Below are 16768 nucleotides of genomic sequence, written 5' to 3'. Positions count from 1 at the left end.
CGGGGGCGATTGCCTGGTTCCAATCCGCCCTGTCCTGCGTTTAGGGCTGGTGCTCCATGGAAGGGCACGGCGTCGAGGAGTCCCGCCAAGCATGTCGACCGCCGAGATGGGCGCCCCGCGCCAGCCAGCCCAGGTTCCTCCTCCGCTCTTGCCCGGCCTTCATGGGCTGCTGACCCTCGCCATCGGCGTCGTGGTCGTTGCCGCCCTGTACTTCGGACGCGAGGTGTTCATCCCCCTGGTCCTGGCGGTCCTCCTCAGCTTCGTCCTGGGACCCGTGGTCAACCTGCTCCGATGGGCGCGTCTCGGACGGGTGCCGTCCGTAATCGTCGCTGTCCTGCTCGCGCTCGGCGTCATCGGCGGCATCGGCGCCGTCATCGGCACCCAGGTCGCGGGTCTCGCCGGAAACCTGCCGCAGTACCAGGCCACCGTGCAAAAGAAGTTCGCCGGCCTGCAGCAGGGCTGGCTCGGTGAAGCCAACCGCGTCATCTCCAAGTTCAGCCACGAGGTCCACGACGCCACTCAGAAGGCGGATGCCGCCGGTACGAGCGCCGCGACCGGACCGGGTGGGGAAACTCCGAAGGCGCAACTTGTCCGGGTTCAGGAACCTGAGATCTCACCTTTCGCGCTCGCCGAGAAGGTCCTGGGCCCGGTGTTCGAGCCGTTGACCACGGTCGGCATCGTCCTCGTCGTGGTGGTGTTCCTGCTTCTTCAACGCGAGGACCTGCGCAACCGCATGATCCGTCTATTCGGATCGAGTGACCTGCACCGCACCACTGTGGCCATGGACGACGCCGCGGGCCGGCTCGGCACCTACTTCCTGGCCCAACTCGGGATGAACGCCGCCTTCGGCGTCATCGTCGGGGTCGGTCTCTGGATCATCGGGGTGCCCAACCCGCTCCTATGGGGCGTGTTCTCGGCACTGATGCGCTTCGTTCCCTACATCGGCGCCTTCATTTCCGGGATCCTGCCCGTGGCGCTGGCCGCCGCGGTCGACCCGGGCTGGTCGATGGTCATCGCGACCGCGGCGCTGTTCCTCGTCGCCGAACCGATCTTCGGGCAGGTGATCGAGCCGCTGCTCTACGGGCACTCCACCGGCCTGTCGCCGTTCGCGGTGATCGTATCGACCCTGTTCTGGGGCTTTCTGTGGGGACCCATCGGCTTGATCCTGGCCACCCCGTTCACCGTCTGCCTCGTCGTGCTCGGCCGGCACGTCGACAGCCTGGAGTTCCTCGACATCCTCCTCGGCGACCGGCCGCCGCTGACCCCGGTGGAGAACTTCTACCAGCGCATGCTGGCCGGCGACCCGGACGAGGTGCGTGATCTCGCCGAGGCGATGCTGAAGGAGCGCTCGCTGTCATCGTACTACGACGAGGTCGCCCTGAAGGGGCTTCAACTCGCCGCCAACGATTACGCGCGCGGCGTCGTGACCCCGGCGCACCTGGAGAACATCCGGGCGTCCTCCCGGTCCCTGGTCGAGGACTTCGAGGACCACGAGGACGTCGAGCCGGCGGGCAACGACAAGGCGGTCAACCCGAGCGACACCCTGACGCTTGCCGAGCGTACCCACACCCGGACCGAGGCCGTGCCCGGCCAGGCGCCCCCCCGCGACGCCCTACCCGAGGCGTGGCGCGGCGAAACGCCAGTGCTGTGCGTGGCCGGGCGCGGCCCGCTCGACGAGGCCTCCTCGGCGATGCTTGCGCAACTGCTGCGCAAGCACGGACTCGGGGCTCGCGTCGCCGGCTACGAGGCCGTCTCGCGCGACCGCATCCGCGAGCTCGACCTCACGGGCGTGGCGATGGTGTGCATCTCCTATCTGGATATCTCCGGCAACCCGGCGCACCTGCGGTACCTTCTGGAACGCCTGAAGCGGCGGGCGCCGGACATGCCGGTGCTGGTCGGCCTCTGGCCGGTGGGCGAGAAGATCCTAATTGACGCCGCCATCGGCCGCAAGGTCGGAGCCGACGTCTACGTCGCCTCGCTGCGCGACGGCGTCGAGGCCTGCCTGAGGATGGCGGGCGGCACCGGCAAGGTCATGGACGCTGCCTGAGCTAACTCGTTAGGCGCGACGACCGGAACTCGACTTTGTCCCCGCCATGCAGGGCACCGGTGCGGCTGCTTCGGGATCACGATGCCCAGGGATAACGCGGCGCTACCGTCTTGCGCGTGGTCGCCGTCCAGGCGATCGATGCGCCACGATCAGGAGAACGACACCATGAAAGCCGCCCCGCGCCACCTTTCCGACTGACCTGGAGAGCCGCGCCGCGTGCCGAGCCTCCGAAATCGATGGAGGCCATCATGGCTACCTACTTCACCGCGGACACCCATTTCGGGCATCCGCTCGTCATCTCGGACAAGGTCCAGGCCCGGCGTCCGTTCGCCTCGATCCAGGAGCACGACGAGACCCTGGTCGCACTCTGGAATGCGGTCGTGCGTCCGGGGGACACGGTCTGGCACCTGGGCGACTTCGCTCACAAGTGCACCGAGGCTCATGCGCTGGCGATCTTCAAGCGCCTGAACGGACGCAAGCTCCTTATCCGGGGCAACCACGACAAGGTCGGCGAGCGCCTGCCCTGGGCCGAGCCGGTCCGCGACGTAGCGCGGATCCACCTCCCCGATCCGGACGGTGGGACGCAGGAGATCTGGCTCAGCCACTACGCCCATCGGACGTGGCCTGCCGCCCATAGAGGGGCCATCCACCTCTACGGGCACTCCCACGGCAGCCTCCCCGGCACCGCGGCGAGCACCGACGTGGGCGTCGATTGCTGGGACTACGCGCCAGTGACCCTGGAGCGGATCCGCGAGCGCCTGGCAGAGAACGCTTCGGCCGAGGCCGAGGGAGCCGGGGGCGTGTGACGGAAGCCTGTCGTCCGGGGTTTGGAAACCCCGGACGACGGCCGGGGCCGTCCGCGCGGAGCCGTCGGGACGACTCGCCGAGTAGCGCGTAACGGGTAACGCTATGCGCTACATGACGCGCGGCGACGGGGTCGATGATCGTGGGTGGGAAAGGTCGCGGTGCCGTCACCATGTCTAGGTCCGTGGGGGGCGATGGCCTCGAAGGACGAGGATGGACGATGGGCACGGAGAGAGCGATCCTGGCCGGCGGATGCTTCTGGGGCATGCAGGACCTGATCCGGCGCCGGGAGGGCGTGGTGTCGACACGGGTCGGGTACACCGGCGGCGACGTGCCGAACGCCACCTACCGGAACCACGGCACCCACGCCGAGGCCATCGAGATCACCTACGACCCGGAGCGTACGAGCTTCCGGCGGATCCTGGAGTTCTTCTTCCAGATCCACGATCCGACGACCCCGAACCGTCAGGGCAACGACCGAGGCCTGAGCTACCGGTCCGCGATCTACTTCGTCGACGATGGGCAGCGCCGGGTCGCCGAGGACACCATCGCGGATGTCGACGCCTCCGGCCTGTGGCCGGGGAAGGTGGTCACCGAGGTGGCGCCGGCAGGGCCGTTCTGGGAGGCCGAGCCGGAGCATCAGGACTACCTGGAGCGCCGGCCGGATGGCTACACCTGCCACTTCGTCCGACCCGGATGGACGCTGCCCGTCCGGTCCCCGGCCACGCAGGAGGCCTGAACCGACCTCGGGTGTTCGCGGGCTCGCCGGGTGGAACGGCGAGCCCTGGGCTTCAGAGAACGGGCATCGCCCCCGCGACGGTGACCAGCGCGCCGGAGGTGTAGCTGCTCTCGTCGGAGGCCAGCATCACGTAGGCCGAGGCGAGCTCCGCCGGCTGGCCCGGGCGGCCGAACGGCACCTTCGAACCAAACGACTTCACCGAGTCCTGATCCATGCCGGAGGGGATGAACGGCGTCCAGATCGGCCCCGGCAGCACGCCGTTCACGCGGATGCCCTTCTCGGCGAGCAACTGGGAAAGGCTAAGGACCATGTTGCTCAGGGCGCCCTTGGTGGCGCTGTAGGCGAGCAGCGAAGGCATCGGGTGCTTGGAGTTCACCGACGAGGTGAAGATCACCGAGGCGCCCGGCTTCATGTGCTCCATGGCCGCCTTGGTCACGTAGAACGGCCCGAAGACGTTCGTCCGGAAGTGGTCCTCGAACACCGCATCCTCGATGCCGTCGAGCCCTTCGTTGGGATGCTGGAAGGCGCCGTTGTTGACGAGGAGGTCGAGCCGTCCGAACGCCTCGGCGGTGCGTGCCACGATCTCGCGACCGTAGGCCGGATCCTTGAGGTCGCCGGGCAGGAGGAGCGCCTTCCGTCCGGCCTTCTCGATCCAGGCCTGGACCGCCTCGGCGTCGGCCTGCTCCTCGGGCATGTATGAGATGGCGACGTCTGCGCCCTCGCGGGCGAAGGCGATGGCGACCGCGCGTCCGATGCCGCTGTCGCCGCCGGTGATCAGCGCGGCCTTGCCGTCGAGCTTGCCCGATCCCTTGTAGGTCTCCTCGCCGTGATCGGGCTCGGGCGCCATCTTGCCGGTCTTGCCGGGGAAGCCCTGGGGCTGGGCCTCGAACGGGGGACGGGGATACTTATGCAAGGGGTCGGTCGTCATGTCTGTCTCCGGAGTGAATGCCGGTGAAATAGGGGCACGACGATGGCGTTCCCGGGTGCGTCGACGGACCCCTCGGGCGAGGACCGGGCGGCTTCGAGGTGCCTCAACCCTTGTCGGGGTGGGTCGAGTAGCGGCCCTTGCCGGTCTTCCTGAAGCGGTCGGATCGGGCGTCCATCCATTCGGCGAGCTGGCCACCGGTGAGGCGGAGTTCCTGGCCGATCCGGGGCGACAGGCGCTTGGCGATGACCGAAAGGGCCATGGGGAAGCCCTCCCGGTCCAGCAGGCCTGCGACCTCGGTGAGTACCCGGTCCCGGTACGCGGCGCCCAGGTCGGCGGTGCGCGACGCCAGGTCGAAGCCAGTCCTGCCCTCGACGAGACCGCCGGCCGGCCCGGTGAAGCCGCGCAGCCAGTGCCGGAGCCAGCCGGCCTCCAGGGGCATCTCCATCCGCTCGGCGCGGCGACCTAGGTCGCCCTGCAGGTGGAAGTGCAGCAGCCCGGCGGTGAGTGGGCCCCGCTCAACGAGGAGGGCATGGACGGCGGTGCCGACCTCGGCGAGCAGGGCGTCGGGATCGTCCGACCTGGCTTTTTTCTCCTTGAGGTCGGCGATGCCGGCGGTGATGGGATCGAGACCGAGCGGACGCGAAGACGGGGATGTAGGCTCCGCCTGCGCTCCGGCCCCGCCTTGGGCCCGCGCCAGCGCCTCGTGCAGCCGGACGATCTCTTCGCGCAGGCCGACGATCTCCTCCTCCATGCGGTCGGCTGCCAGGGCAAGCTCGTCATCGCCTTCGAGCAGGAACTCGGCCTGGCGCGCGAGTTTGCGCTCCTGTTCGGACAGCTTCCGGCGGGCCTTCTCCTCGCCCTCGCGCAGGATGAGGTGACCGAGGGCGAGGAGTCCCTTCTGCACGGACTCCGGGAGGTCGGGATCGCCCTCGATCCTCGCCATGTACTCGGTGTCGGCCTTCCACTCGGCCAGGACGGGTTTGAGGGTGGTGTAGGAGCACTTGCCACCCGCCGCCTTCAGCCGACCACGCACGGCCTTGTAGGTGACGCGCTCCTTGCCCCTGAGCCCGTCGGCGATCTTCCTGACCTGATCCCTGAATTCCATGAAGGCCGCCCCGTCGTATGGGTGGCATCATGCGCCCGGTCCGATGAAGGAGTGGTCACCGCGGGCGGGGCATGCGTCGGGCGACCAGACGTCAGCGAGACGGGGACGGAGCACGGCTGACGAAGATCGAAGGAAGTCACCACGAGGACTGTCGCCTGACATAATCAGTCCGCTGCACCTCCGGCCTGTATTCAGACCGTCGGATCGGTTGCACGATGGTGTGGTCGAACCCATTTAGAAGCCAAGCAAGAAGCTTGGCGGGTGGGAAATGTGGGCTGACGTCGAGACCGACCAGGATTTCCTCAATTTCCGCGTGATGGCCGGCCTCGCCGGTCAGATGATCCGGGACGCCGGGGGCAAGCCTCTCAGCATCGGCATCTCGGGTGGCTGGGGCGTCGGCAAGTCGTCGATGGTGAAGCTCATCTCCTCGGACCTTCGCGAGAAGAACCCCGACAAGCTCGTCTTCCTGACCTTCAACGCGTGGCTCTATCAGGGCCACGACGATGCCAAGGCGGCGCTGATGGAGGAGATCGGCCGGGCCTTGCTGGAGCGGGCCAAGGGGGACGAAACCCTGTTCGCCCGGGGCAAGGACCTCGTCTCGCGGATCAACGTGTTCAGGTGGACCAGGTTCGGCGCGGAGGCCGCCGTCAGCTACGCCATGGGCGTGCCAGTCACCCCGCTTCTGAAGGGCGCAGAGGCGATCTACGAACACCTCACGGACGGCGACATCTCCTCGGACGACGTCGAGGAAGCGAAGAAGTTCGCCAAGGACAACAAGGACGAGGGCAAGGGCTTCTTCAAGCCGAAGAAGAAGCCCGAGACGCCTCCCGAGATGATCCACGCCCTGCGCAACCACTTCCAGAAGCTGCTCACCGATCTCGACGTCACCTTGGTGGTGTTCGTCGACGACCTCGACCGCTGCCTCCCCCCGACGGTGATCGGGACGCTGGAGGCCATGCGCCTCTTTCTATTCATGGAGCGGACCGCGTTCGTCATCGCGGCCGACGACAAGATGATCAAGGAGGCGGTCCGCATCCACTTCAAGGAGGCGAGGCTCGATGACGACCTCGTCGTCAGCTACTTCGACAAGCTCATCCAGGTGCCTTTGCGCGTCCCTCCGCTCGGCGTGAACGAGGTCAGGGCCTACCTGATGCTGCTCTTCGTCGAGAACTCGTCGCTCGGGGACGAGGCCAAGGCCGAGGTTCGCCGCGCCGTCAACGCGCGGCTGGCCCAGAGCTGGAAGGGCGTGGCGGTCAACGCCGAGTTCGTCACGGGGTCGATCGCGGATTGCCCCACGACGCTCAAGGCCGAGTGCGCCCTCGCGGACCGACTCGCGAAGCAGATGGCCACCTCGCGCCGGATCGCCGGCAACCCGCGCCTGATCAAGCGCTTCCTGAACACCCTCTCGATCCGACGGAAGCTCGCGGCCATCCAGGAGATCCCGATGGACGACGCCGTCCTGGCGAAGATCCTGCTCTTCGAACGCTGTGCCACGCCGGCGGCCTTCGACTTCCTCGTCCAGTCCGTCACCCGGACCGTCAGCGGCAAGCCCGAGAACCTCCTGTCGGTCGAGCGCACGGTGCGTGGCGGGGGCGACCTGCCGGGCGACGGCAGCGACCCATGGTCGACCGACAAGGCCTTCGTGACCGAGTGGCTCAGGCTCGACCCTCCCCTGGCCGACGTCGACCTTCGCGGCGTCCTTCATGTCGGACGGGAAAGCCTTCCGCTGATCTCGGCCGACGACCGGGTCTCGAAGGAAGCGCAGGACGCCCTTGGCGAGATCGCCTCGCTACGCATGCGCGGCACGCCCGACCTCAAGGAGCGGTTCGGCCGGCTCGTGCCCGACGAGCGGACCTTCGTCATGGACAAGCTACTGGAACGGGCGGCGTCCGAGAGCGCGTGGGGCACCCCCGAGATCCTATGGGGCCTCGCGCTCGCAGCCGACGGCGACGTGGATCAGGCCAAGCGCCTCGTCGTGTTCCTGTCCAACCTGCAGAGTTCGTCGTTGCAGCCCCCGGTGGTCCTCCGCATCCGTGAGACCGCATGGGGAGAGGAGGTCCTGGCCGAGTGGAAGGAGCGGAGCGACCTTCCCGAGACCATGCGCAAGATCATGGCCCGCAAGCCCAAGGCGGTGGCCTGATGGGAACATCACGATCCAGCAGCGGCCCCGGCAAGGGTGTCGGCCTCGTGCCGCAGATGCTCGACGTCCCGGGGGCGCCGCATCCGCGACCGCCCCCGCCCGCGGCGCCACCTCCGGGGGGTGGTGGTAACCCTGCCCCGGCACCGGGTCCCCAGCCGCCGCCACCCGTCCCGCCTCGACCGGTCCAGGCGCCACCGCAGGTCGGGCAGGCGTTGCCCCGTCGGTTCTCCGACGCCAGGCGGGCCGTCCGTGATTTCGTCGAGACGGGAAGCGAGGGCCGCCTTCGCGCCGGTCTCGGAAGCTACGTCCGCAAGGGATACCGCGGGTCCCGGACCGCCGCGGCCCGTATGGGACAGGCGGCGACCTCGGCTGGGCGGGCCTACGATGTCCTGAGCCGGGTCGCCGACGGGTCGATCACCCCCGCGGAGCTCGGGTTCGATCCGGCCACTTTGGCCGGCGGTCCGGTCGAGGACATCATCGACGCGCTCGTCGATGCGATCTGCGCGAACGACACCACGCTCGACGACGGGGCCGGTCGCATCGCGGTCAACGAGGCCCTCGGCGAGGTCCTGGGCGAACACCCCGACATCGACGCCTTCGCGATGCCGGTCGAGCATACGCGCGAGGTCTGGCTCAGGACGCTGGCCTATCACGTGTTCGACAACATCATGCTCGACCTCGGTCCGAGCCTCCAGCGGGGAGCGAGGGGGAACGCCGTCCTCTTGAACGACCGTCGCTTCGAGATCAGGGGCTTCGTCCTCGAAAGCTATCGCGAGCAGATGACCGCGTTCGAGGCCCGGGGCCGCGTCGTCGACAGGGCGACGTCCGACGCCGTCGCGCGCGAGGTGAACGCCGCGGTGTTCGACGTGTACGGGGAGTGGGCGGAATGAGGATTGCCGTCCTTCCCAATCACGTGCCAGCCGCCGGGCTCGATTTCGACGCGCGGATCGCGTTGCTCGAACCGCACCGACCCGGAATGGTCGGCAGCGTCGGCACCCAGGTCATCCGGGAAACCCACCGTGCGCTCGGTAGGACGCCCCCGCCACAGGCCTGGGACTTCCTGGCCCTCGCCATGGCGACCATCGCCGCCGACCGTCACGTCAATCGGGCCGCGGTGAGCGAGGATGGTTGGACGCGACCGATCCACCTGACCGTCGCGGTCACGGATCCGCACCGTTGGAACCGGCTGGCCCCATCCGTCCAGGCGATGCTGCGCTTCCTCACCGGCGACGTCTGGACGTTGTCGTTCGTGGGGGACGGCATCCAGCCACGTCCGCCCGCCCATGCCGTCGGCCGACGTCAGGAAACGTGCGTGTCGCTTCTCTCCGGCGGCCTCGACAGCCTCATCGGTGCCATCGACCTCCATACGGCCGGGGAAATCCCCCTCTTCGTCAGCAACCGGGTGAAGGGGGATTGCGAGAAGCAGGACACCTTCGCCGAGGCGGTCGGCGCTCAGGACAGGGTCCTGTCGCTGAACCACAACGCCAGGACTGACGCCCCCAACCCCGAGATCTCGCAGCGGCCGCGCTCGCTCGCCTTCCTGGCCTTCGGCATCCTCGGCGCCACGACGCTCGACCGCTACAGGGACGGCGGGACCGTCGACCTCCACGTGCCGGAGAACGGGTTCATATCCCTCAACGTCCCCCTAACGCCGCTGCGCCTGGGAAGCCTGAGCACCCGCACAACACACCCCCGCTTCCTCGACGCGATGCAGGCGTTGCTCGGTGAGCTCGGGATCAGGGTGCGGCTCGTGAATGACTACCGGCACAAGACCAAGGGCGAGATGATGCTGGAATGCTCCGACGGGGCGCTCCTGAGCCGCCTCGCACCGTCCTCCATGAGTTGCGGGCGCGGCGGTCGGATCAACCGGCATTGCGGGCAATGCCTGCCGTGCCTCGTGCGCAGGTCGGCCTTCCTGAAGTTCACCGGATCCGTGGCCGGGGACATGACCACCCCGTCATATAAGAAGCCCGAGCCGGCCGGGGCGTTCAGTCAGGAGGCGTTCAGCCGCTACGACGACGTGATGCAATGCCTGGCGGCTATCGATACGGTACGGCGTCGCGGCGCGCGCCGTTGGATCGGCCCCGCGATCTCGGCGCTGAAAGTGCCGGACCCTGAGCCCTATCGAAGGGTCGCGGAACGCGGGTTGCTGGAGATCAGGGACTTCATGCACGCGGTCGGACTGGCTTGATCGACTTCCACTGCCACCTCGACCTGTACACGAGACCGGCCGAGGTCATCGCGGAGGTGGCCAGGCGCGGGACCTACGTCCTCGCCGTGACGACGACCCCGAGGGCGTTCGAGGGAAACCTTCGCTACGTCGGCGACGTCGCCCGCATCCGCGTCGCGGTCGGCCTCCATCCCGAGCTGGTGAGGGAACGGCACCACGAGGTCGGGCTCGTCTGCGCGACGCTGGTCAGGACCCGATACGTCGGCGAGGTCGGTCTCGACGGCTCCCCGGACCATCGCTCGTCGATGGGCCTCCAGCGCGAGGTCCTTCGTAGGATCCTCGGGACCTGCGCGAGCCAGGGTGGCCGGATCGTCAGCCTCCACTCCCGGATGGCGGCGTCCCAGGTCCTCGACGAGATCGAGGTGGCCGGCGCGGCTGCCATGGGCACGCCCGTGATGCACTGGTACTCGGGCTCGCCCAAGGAGCTTCTCCGCGCCATGGACCTCGGATGCTGGTTCAGCGTCGGACCGGCCATGTTGGCCTCCCGGAACGGCCGGACGCTGGCGGCGCTCATGCCGAGGGACCGCGTCCTGCCCGAGACGGACGGACCCTTCGGGCAGGCCGATGGCAAGCCCCTCTCGCCGTGGGACGCCGAGCGCGTCGTGCCGATCCTGGCGGACCTTTGGGACGAACCGGCGCATGTCGTTTCGTCGACCCTCAGGTCCAACCTACGTCGGCTGGTCGCTTGACGACCCAGGGCTCCGACGTCCCACGGGAAACCGAACGTCAGCCACGCCGTATGACGTAGCGTGTAACGATACAAACTACGCGCTACGCCGCGAGCCGCGCTTCCGAACCATGGTGGGATCGCCACGCTCCCACGAACGAATCGACCGAGACATGCGTGGGCATGTTCGCGCGCCCTCCCGAGGCGGAGATCCAATGGGCGAGGCGCTACGAGACAACCTCGGGTGCGCACTTGGTCGGGCGCGCGGACATCGGACGGTCCATCATCGTCGATAACGGCGATCCACTGCCCGCGGCGGAGTGCCTCGACCACGTGAGCGTCCTCCGGCGAACGACACCCGGTAGGTCCTTGCGATTGAATCGTTTTCAGGATCGCTACGCGATTTACTTTCCACTTGCGTCCACTTGCAGACGACAAGAGAGAACGAGTTTTCCACAGTGATCGCTAGATCCCCTTTCGAGAATACTTGCATTTTCGACGCTTTACCCGCACTTAAGAGTCCATGTTCGCGACGATGAAACGCCAGGCGAGCCGGACGGGAAAACCCGAGCCGGTGCGCGCCGATTCCCCCTCACGCAGATAGCCGCACGCCTCGTCGCGCCGCTCCGGGAGGCCCCTTACGGACACCACCCGATGATCCCGATCCCCACCTTTCGAAAACCGGTCGTCCTCGTCCGAGCCCCGCTCGGGCGCGACCCGTCACGGGCGCCCATGCGCCCTTCCGACATCTCCCGGGGCTGACCCGGCGCCGAAGCGCGCCCGGCTGCCCCTGCGCGGAGGCAGCCGTCATGATCGAGAGTTCCACCGCCACCACCGAGGACCGCCCCCGAGGCGATGGCGATCCATCCAAGGTCGGCGACGCCACCGTCCCGTCGGGTCTCGTCACTTCCCCGCCCGACACCGAGGACCGGGCACGGCACGTGGGCGAGATTTTCCGCCGTCTGACCATGGCCGCCGAGACCTTCCCCGCGCAGGCGTTCGCCCGGATCGTGGCCGCGGTGCTCGTGGCCCTCGGCAGGGCCGCCATGATCGAGGCCGAGCGGCAGGCCGAGAGGCTTCGCGAGCGGGCCGCGCCGGCCAAGGCAGGCATCCAGGTCTCGGCGTCGGCCCGCCGGATCGACTTCGACGGGTTCGACATCGCCCCCGCCGAATAGGCCACCACCGTCCAGGAGCATCCGATGTCCCCCCACGAGCGCTCGAAACCGCGTGCTGCCGACAGGCAGCCCGGCCGCCGCACGACCGCGGTGCGCGATCCTTCCGTCCGATCCGAGACACCCCGCCGGGCCTGACCGACGCGCATCGACGCGCACGGCGGCCTCGCGATGGAGGCCGCCATGAGTTCCACGAAGAAGCAGTCCCCGCGAAAGCGGCTCGACCACCTGAACCGGGCCGCCCGGAAGGGTGCCTTCGAGCATGAGCGCGCGAGCGACCCGTTCGCCGCCGAGGCTTTCCTCGAAGGCGAAGACGAGCCTACGGAAGCCGCTCCGGTCACCGTCACCTCCCCCGTCCACACGTTGGCGAAGGCCGCGCTCACCGCGGCGATGACGCGGGCCCAAGCGCGCCGCTTCGCCACCACCCGCGGCCTGTCCGTCTTGATCGAGGCCCCGACGCCCGCATGGGTCCAGCCCCTACGCCGCGCCGTTTCGGCGATGGGGTCATGGACGCATTGCGAGGCGCGCGATGCCGCCGCCAAGCCCAAGCTCCTGGCTTCGGAAGGAGAGACCGCCTTGGTCGAACTCCTCGCGATGGGCAGTCGCGTCGCCGTCGTTTCCTGGCTGCCGGGACGCTACGTGCCGCGGTCGTACATGGACGCGTGCGACCTTCGGGTGAGCGTCGGCCACCCCTCCGCCGCGGTCCTGCGGTCCGTGATCCGCGACGCGACCGGTACGCGTCCGCGCAGGATGCCGACGTCCGTCCAAGGCTTGGACTACCCCGATTTCCTCGCGGCCATCCGGACCGGCGGCACCGCCTCGGCCGCGGTCAGGCGACTGGAGGCCACCGCCGGCGCCAGGACCATGGTGGCCGGCGGCTACGACGACGCGCCGCCGGTCGAGGATCTCGTCGGCTACGGAGAGGCCGGTGCGTGGGCACGGCGCGTCGTCGCCAGCGTCCGTGCATGGCGCCGGGGCGAGGGGCCATGGCCCGCCGGCACGCTCAATGCCTGCCTTGCGAGCGCTCCGGGCCTCGGCAAGACCACGTTGATGCGCAGTCTCGCCCGGTCCTGCCAGATACCGGTCGTGACCACCTCCGTCGCAAGCTGGTTCGCCGGCTCGGGCTACCTGGACGATGTATTGCGTCGAATGCAGGAGGATCTGCTGCGCGCATCGTCCTCTGCGCCGTGCATCCTGGCGTTCGACGAGGCGGACGCCCTCCCGACGAGGGCCGGCGGCGAGGATAGGCATGCATCGTACTGGATGCCTATACTTGGATCCTTTTTGTCGTTCCTCGACGGCCTGGGCCTGAACGGGGCAAATGCCTCGCGCATCATCGTGGTCGCCGCCACGAATGCGCCGCACCGGATCGACGCAGCGCTGCTGCGACCCGGCAGGTTCGGCGGCGTCATCCGCATCGAGCCCCCGGACGCCGTCGCCCTGGCCGGCATCCTGCGCCAGCACCTGCGCGACGACCTCGCCGACGCGGACCTGGACGGCGTCGCCGCGGTCGGGGTCGGGGCCTCCGGGGCGGAGGCCAGGTCGTGGGTGGAAAGCGCCCGGCATGCCGCGCGGCTCGACGGCAGGGCGATGACGGTCGAGGACCTGATCCGCCGGGCCGCGCCCGCCGACGGACGTTCCGCGACGGCGATCTGGCGCCGGGCGGCCCACGAGGCGGGTCACGCCGTCTGCGTGCATGTTGGTGGCGGCGGCACCGTCCAACGGATCAGCATCGTCGCGTCCGGCGATACCGGTGGCATGACCGTCTCCACGCCCGGCGAGGACGCGATGGTGACGCCGGCCGGGATCGAGACCCACGTCGTCGGCCTGCTGGGGGGACGTGCCGCCGAGGAGGCCCTCGGCCTGGGCGTTTCCTCCGGAAGCCACGTCGACCTTGGCGAGGCGACCACGCTCGTCGCGGCGCGCCACGTGGCGCTCGGAATGGCCGGCACCCTCGTGCGACGCTCGTCCATCGAGCGCGCCGCCGAGGTCCTTGAGCGCGATCCCAGGATCCGCGCCGCCGCCGAGGAGGATCTACAACGGCTGTACGGGGTCGCCCTCGCCCTCGTCCACCGTCACAGGCCCCTCGTCGAGGCCGTCGCACGCCTGCTGGTCGAGCGGCGCGTCGTGGACGGGGCGGCCTTCCACCGATTGGCCGACATTCATGGCCATAGGTCCATCGCCCCCAGGCAGGGGGAGCCGCGCCATGGATGAGCAAGTCCTGGCCCTGCTGGGTTCCCTCGTCGAGATCAGGACCGAGCTCGGCGCCGGCGTCTACGAGGCGGCGGTCGAGCGCGCGCGGCTCGCGGTCGCGGCCGAGGTGATGGTCGAGGCCGAACGCAGGGCCCTGAAGCGGAGGCGGTGCCTCCCGCCCGACGGCAACGTGATCGATCTCGCCGGCGCGAGACGAAGTCGGGGGGAGGAGCGATGAGCCGAGAATGGATCGGCTCGGTCCGAGGACGGGCCGATGCTCCGACGGCCGTCGCGACCGCCCCCGAAAAAAAATTCCGTCCCGGGCAGGGGGGAGACGATCGTCCGTCCTTCCACGCCGGCGGGACGGAGGCGCGACCCGCTCGGGGCATGATGCCCGGCGCCCCGATGCAGGCCAAGCCGTTGGCGTCAGCTGGGAATCGGCCAGGGATGCATCCCGCGGACGGTCGCGGCCTGGCCCTCCCGTGGGTCCGTCCGGCCCGGACGTGCAAGGACCGATCATCCGAACCAATGGACAAAGGCGTAAGGATTGCCGATGTGCATCAGTCAAGTAAACAAGAACAAACTATTCAATACTTGAAACCTGCCTGTTTGACTGCAACCATGCAAGATGAGAGAATATCTTGGCCTTGAAGAACGGACGTCCCGACCGGATCGCTGCGAGGCCAGGGCCATCGGAATGGGGGGAGGACGAGCTGCTGACCCTGGCCGAGGCGGCGAAGTTGTTCTGGCCGGGCGGGCCGATCACGGTGACGACGCTCAGGACGGCCGTGCGGCAGGGCGACCTGGACGTGGTGGTCCTGGCCGGGAAGTTCTTCACGACCCCCGCCGGCATCAGGGCCATGGGCAGGGGACGTCGCAGGCAGGGAGGCGCGAGGGAGGAAGCGAAGTGTCCGGGCACCGTCCCATGACGGGCCCATGAACGAGAAACCCCGCCGGCGAACCGACGGGGCTGCCGCCCTCACGGGCAGATCGAAGACGATCCGGCGAAGCTTTGGCGAGACGAGCCGGATCGTCGTGCGCGCAACGCGGCCCGAGGGCCGCATCGACACGAGGACGATAGCGACATGAGCGGGAATTCGCAAGAATCCGCGGCCCCGAAGGCCAGGTACAAGTTGGCGGAGCGCCTGAGGGCTGCCATCGGCGAGCAGCTCGGGCAGGCGATGGGCCATGCCTGCAAGGGCGGGCCCAAGCCCAAGATGCCGGAAATCATCACGCGTAAGGACCGTCCCGTCGACGGGGAGCCCCAGTGCTGCCTGAGGACGAACGGGAAGGTCCGCTCCCTCGGGCTGCCCGCATCGCGACGGGGCGAGGCGGAAGCCGCGCTCGCCATCGCGCTGATGACGCGCAGGCTCGAAGACGACGGCAAGGTGCGCGCCTCCGAGGTCACCCTGGGGGAGATCATCGACTGGCGCATCGACCAGACGAAGCCGGCAGCCAACAGTTCGAAGCGCGAGGGTGCGAGGTACCGGGGCCTGAAGGGCCGGCTCGACACCCTCAAGCGATTGCTCGGGGCGCGCAAGCTGCGGGGCATCGACGAGAAGTCCGTCACCGGGTACGTCAACACGCGGATGCTGGAGCCGAATGCGACGTACAACGAGGCGGAGACCGCCCCGCGCGTCTCGGAGGCGACGGCGCGCAACGAGCTCGGCGACCTTCGCCGCGCCATCGAGGCCTTCCACAGGCAGTTCGTCCTGGATTGGACGCCCGTGATCGACGACCGGAGGCGTCGCAACCGGCGCACCTTCCTCCTCACGCGCAACGGCATGGCCCGCGTGCTGATGGCCTCCAGGGGCTACGTGTGGGATCCCCACGGCGATGGCTACCACGTGATCCTGGTCGGCGGTCACCGCGATCCCGACGCGCGGTTCAAGCGCGTCTTCCTAAAGGGCAGGGGCGGCTGGAAGACCGAGACGGTCGAGGATCCCGAGACCGGCGAGACGGTCGTCCGGTACGTCCGCCGCACGCGCAAGACCGTCAGGCACCGTCGCGCGGTCGCGCGTCTGGCGCTGGTCGGCGTGTACTCGGGCACCCGCCACGGCGCGCTGACCGGCCTGTCCTGGGTCCTTCATAAGTCCCGCGGCTGCATCGACGTCGTGAACGATACGATCCACCGACGCGGTCACGGAGAGGATGCCCGGGAGGGCAAGCCGCGCTGGTCCTCGGTCATGCGGCCGAAGCTCGGGGTCTTCGCCGACATCTGGCTGAGGGCTGACAACAAGCGCCACATCGACTTCGTAATCCACCATCCCGACGGCACCCAGTACAACAGCCACATCCAGGACACCTGGTGGGAGACCGTCGCGGATGCCGGCCTGCCCCATCTCCAGGTCCACCACCTCAGGCACGCCGCCGTCACCTGGATGATGCTCGACGGCAGGACGGTGTACGAGACCGCCCAGGCCATCGGCCTCAGCGTGCGCACCATCCAGGACACCTACCTCCAAAGCACGCTGGCCGGCCAGAAGGTCAACCGCCGTTGGGGAAGGGACCATGTCGCGAAGGGGTGGGATACCGTCGAGACCGAGGACCCCGCCGCCGAGGCCTACCACGCCCGGATGAACCGGCCGAGGCCCCTCGGCGCCCAGCGGGTCCGGCGCAACCATCAGAAGCCGCTCGCCGGGCGGTCCGTCAGGCAGCCCCTCCGCCGGCGGAAGCCGCTGACCCCGCGTAGGGGACCCCGCGCCTCCTGAGCGCCGAACCCTGCACGTGGACGCCGCCCCGC

The 16768-nt window shown here is 68.9% G+C and carries 14 protein-coding genes; 12 read left to right on the top strand and 2 right to left on the bottom strand.

What is annotated here, in order from left to right; genetic code table 11:
* Positions 1-91 precede the first annotated feature (91 nt).
* The 3 genes from FVA80_RS20610 to msrA all read left to right on the top strand — a co-directional run bounded on the left by FVA80_RS20610 (position 92) and on the right by msrA (position 3590).
* A complete protein-coding gene (locus FVA80_RS20610; RefSeq protein ID WP_246692050.1) occupies positions 92-2047 on the top strand; it encodes an AI-2E family transporter in 1956 nt (651 codons plus the stop codon).
* Positions 2048-2295: 248 nt separating this feature from the next.
* Entirely contained in the window at positions 2296-2853 is a 558-nt protein-coding gene (locus FVA80_RS20605) for a metallophosphoesterase (RefSeq protein ID WP_246692049.1), read from the top strand.
* Between the two features lie 218 nt (positions 2854-3071).
* The gene (gene msrA, locus FVA80_RS20600; RefSeq protein ID WP_147906436.1) at positions 3072-3590 is read left to right on the top strand and encodes a peptide-methionine (S)-S-oxide reductase MsrA; all 519 of its coding nucleotides are present in this window, start codon (positions 3072-3074) and stop codon (positions 3588-3590) included.
* 52 nt (positions 3591-3642) lie between these two features.
* Here msrA and FVA80_RS20595 read toward each other — a convergent pair whose 3' ends face one another.
* Positions 3643-4518, bottom strand: a complete 876-nt coding sequence (locus tag FVA80_RS20595; protein ID WP_147906435.1) for an SDR family oxidoreductase — start codon at positions 4516-4518, stop codon at positions 3643-3645.
* A 103-nt stretch (positions 4519-4621) separates the two neighbouring features.
* Positions 4622-5623: a DNA-binding protein gene (locus tag FVA80_RS20590; RefSeq protein WP_147906434.1), complete on the bottom strand. Its 1002-nt coding sequence runs from the start codon at positions 5621-5623 to the stop codon at positions 4622-4624.
* A 268-nt stretch (positions 5624-5891) separates the two neighbouring features.
* Here FVA80_RS20590 and FVA80_RS20585 point away from each other — a divergent pair, with 268 nt between their 5' ends.
* The 9 genes from FVA80_RS20585 to FVA80_RS20545 all read left to right on the top strand — a co-directional run bounded on the left by FVA80_RS20585 (position 5892) and on the right by FVA80_RS20545 (position 16736).
* Positions 5892-7763, top strand: coding sequence for a P-loop NTPase fold protein (locus FVA80_RS20585; protein WP_147906433.1), 1872 nt, complete (start codon positions 5892-5894; stop codon positions 7761-7763).
* 347 nt (positions 7764-8110) lie between these two features.
* Positions 8111-8653, top strand: coding sequence for a hypothetical protein (locus FVA80_RS20580; RefSeq protein WP_147906432.1), 543 nt, complete (start codon positions 8111-8113; stop codon positions 8651-8653).
* Positions 8650-9954: a Qat anti-phage system QueC-like protein QatC gene (qatC, locus tag FVA80_RS20575; RefSeq protein WP_147906431.1), complete on the top strand. Its 1305-nt coding sequence runs from the start codon at positions 8650-8652 to the stop codon at positions 9952-9954. Before FVA80_RS20580 ends, qatC begins: the two co-directional genes overlap by 4 nt.
* Positions 9951-10682 carry a Qat anti-phage system TatD family nuclease QatD gene (gene qatD / locus FVA80_RS20570; protein ID WP_147906430.1) on the top strand — a complete coding sequence of 244 codons (732 nt, stop codon included), beginning with the start codon at positions 9951-9953 and terminating at the stop codon, positions 10680-10682. Before qatC ends, qatD begins: the two co-directional genes overlap by 4 nt.
* Before the next feature lie 787 nt (positions 10683-11469).
* On the top strand, positions 11470-11835 hold the full coding sequence (locus tag FVA80_RS20565; protein ID WP_187193446.1) for a hypothetical protein: 366 nt from the start codon (positions 11470-11472) through the stop codon (positions 11833-11835).
* A gap of 180 nt (positions 11836-12015) precedes the next feature.
* Complete coding sequence (locus tag FVA80_RS20560; RefSeq protein WP_147906429.1) at positions 12016-14046, top strand: AAA family ATPase; 2031 nt, start codon at positions 12016-12018, stop codon at positions 14044-14046.
* Positions 14039-14263, top strand: a complete 225-nt coding sequence (locus FVA80_RS20555; RefSeq protein WP_147906428.1) for a hypothetical protein — start codon at positions 14039-14041, stop codon at positions 14261-14263. Before FVA80_RS20560 ends, FVA80_RS20555 begins: the two co-directional genes overlap by 8 nt.
* Before the next feature lie 403 nt (positions 14264-14666).
* Positions 14667-14954 carry a hypothetical protein gene (locus FVA80_RS20550; protein ID WP_147906427.1) on the top strand — a complete coding sequence of 96 codons (288 nt, stop codon included), beginning with the start codon at positions 14667-14669 and terminating at the stop codon, positions 14952-14954.
* 156 nt (positions 14955-15110) lie between these two features.
* Positions 15111-16736, top strand: a complete 1626-nt coding sequence (locus FVA80_RS20545) for a hypothetical protein (RefSeq protein WP_147906426.1) — start codon at positions 15111-15113, stop codon at positions 16734-16736.
* The last annotated feature ends 32 nt before the right edge of the window (positions 16737-16768 follow it).

Source organism: Methylobacterium sp. WL1 (assembly GCF_008000895.1).
Taxonomy (GTDB): Bacteria; Pseudomonadota; Alphaproteobacteria; order Rhizobiales; family Beijerinckiaceae; genus Methylobacterium.
This window is presented reverse-complemented; position numbering and strand designations above follow the sequence as displayed.

Excerpts from the sequence above, each read along its gene's own strand:
- msrA (WP_147906436.1), top strand. The coding sequence starts at position 3,072 with ATGGGCACGGAGAGAGCGATCCTGGCCGGCGGATGCTTCTGGGGCATG.
- FVA80_RS20560 (WP_147906429.1), top strand. The coding sequence starts at position 12,016 with ATGAGTTCCACGAAGAAGCAGTCCCCGCGAAAGCGGCTCGACCACCTG.
- FVA80_RS20595 (WP_147906435.1), bottom strand. The coding sequence starts at position 4,518 with ATGACGACCGACCCCTTGCATAAGTATCCCCGTCCCCCGTTCGAGGCC.
- FVA80_RS20555 (WP_147906428.1), top strand. The coding sequence starts at position 14,039 with ATGGATGAGCAAGTCCTGGCCCTGCTGGGTTCCCTCGTCGAGATCAGG.
- FVA80_RS20590 (WP_147906434.1), bottom strand. The coding sequence starts at position 5,623 with ATGGAATTCAGGGATCAGGTCAGGAAGATCGCCGACGGGCTCAGGGGC.
- qatC (WP_147906431.1), top strand. The coding sequence starts at position 8,650 with ATGAGGATTGCCGTCCTTCCCAATCACGTGCCAGCCGCCGGGCTCGAT.
- FVA80_RS20580 (WP_147906432.1), top strand. The coding sequence starts at position 8,111 with ATGGGACAGGCGGCGACCTCGGCTGGGCGGGCCTACGATGTCCTGAGC.
- FVA80_RS20565 (WP_187193446.1), top strand. The coding sequence starts at position 11,470 with ATGATCGAGAGTTCCACCGCCACCACCGAGGACCGCCCCCGAGGCGAT.
- FVA80_RS20585 (WP_147906433.1), top strand. The coding sequence starts at position 5,892 with ATGTGGGCTGACGTCGAGACCGACCAGGATTTCCTCAATTTCCGCGTG.
- FVA80_RS20610 (WP_246692050.1), top strand. The coding sequence starts at position 92 with ATGTCGACCGCCGAGATGGGCGCCCCGCGCCAGCCAGCCCAGGTTCCT.
- FVA80_RS20605 (WP_246692049.1), top strand. The coding sequence starts at position 2,296 with ATGGCTACCTACTTCACCGCGGACACCCATTTCGGGCATCCGCTCGTC.
- FVA80_RS20545 (WP_147906426.1), top strand. The coding sequence starts at position 15,111 with ATGAGCGGGAATTCGCAAGAATCCGCGGCCCCGAAGGCCAGGTACAAG.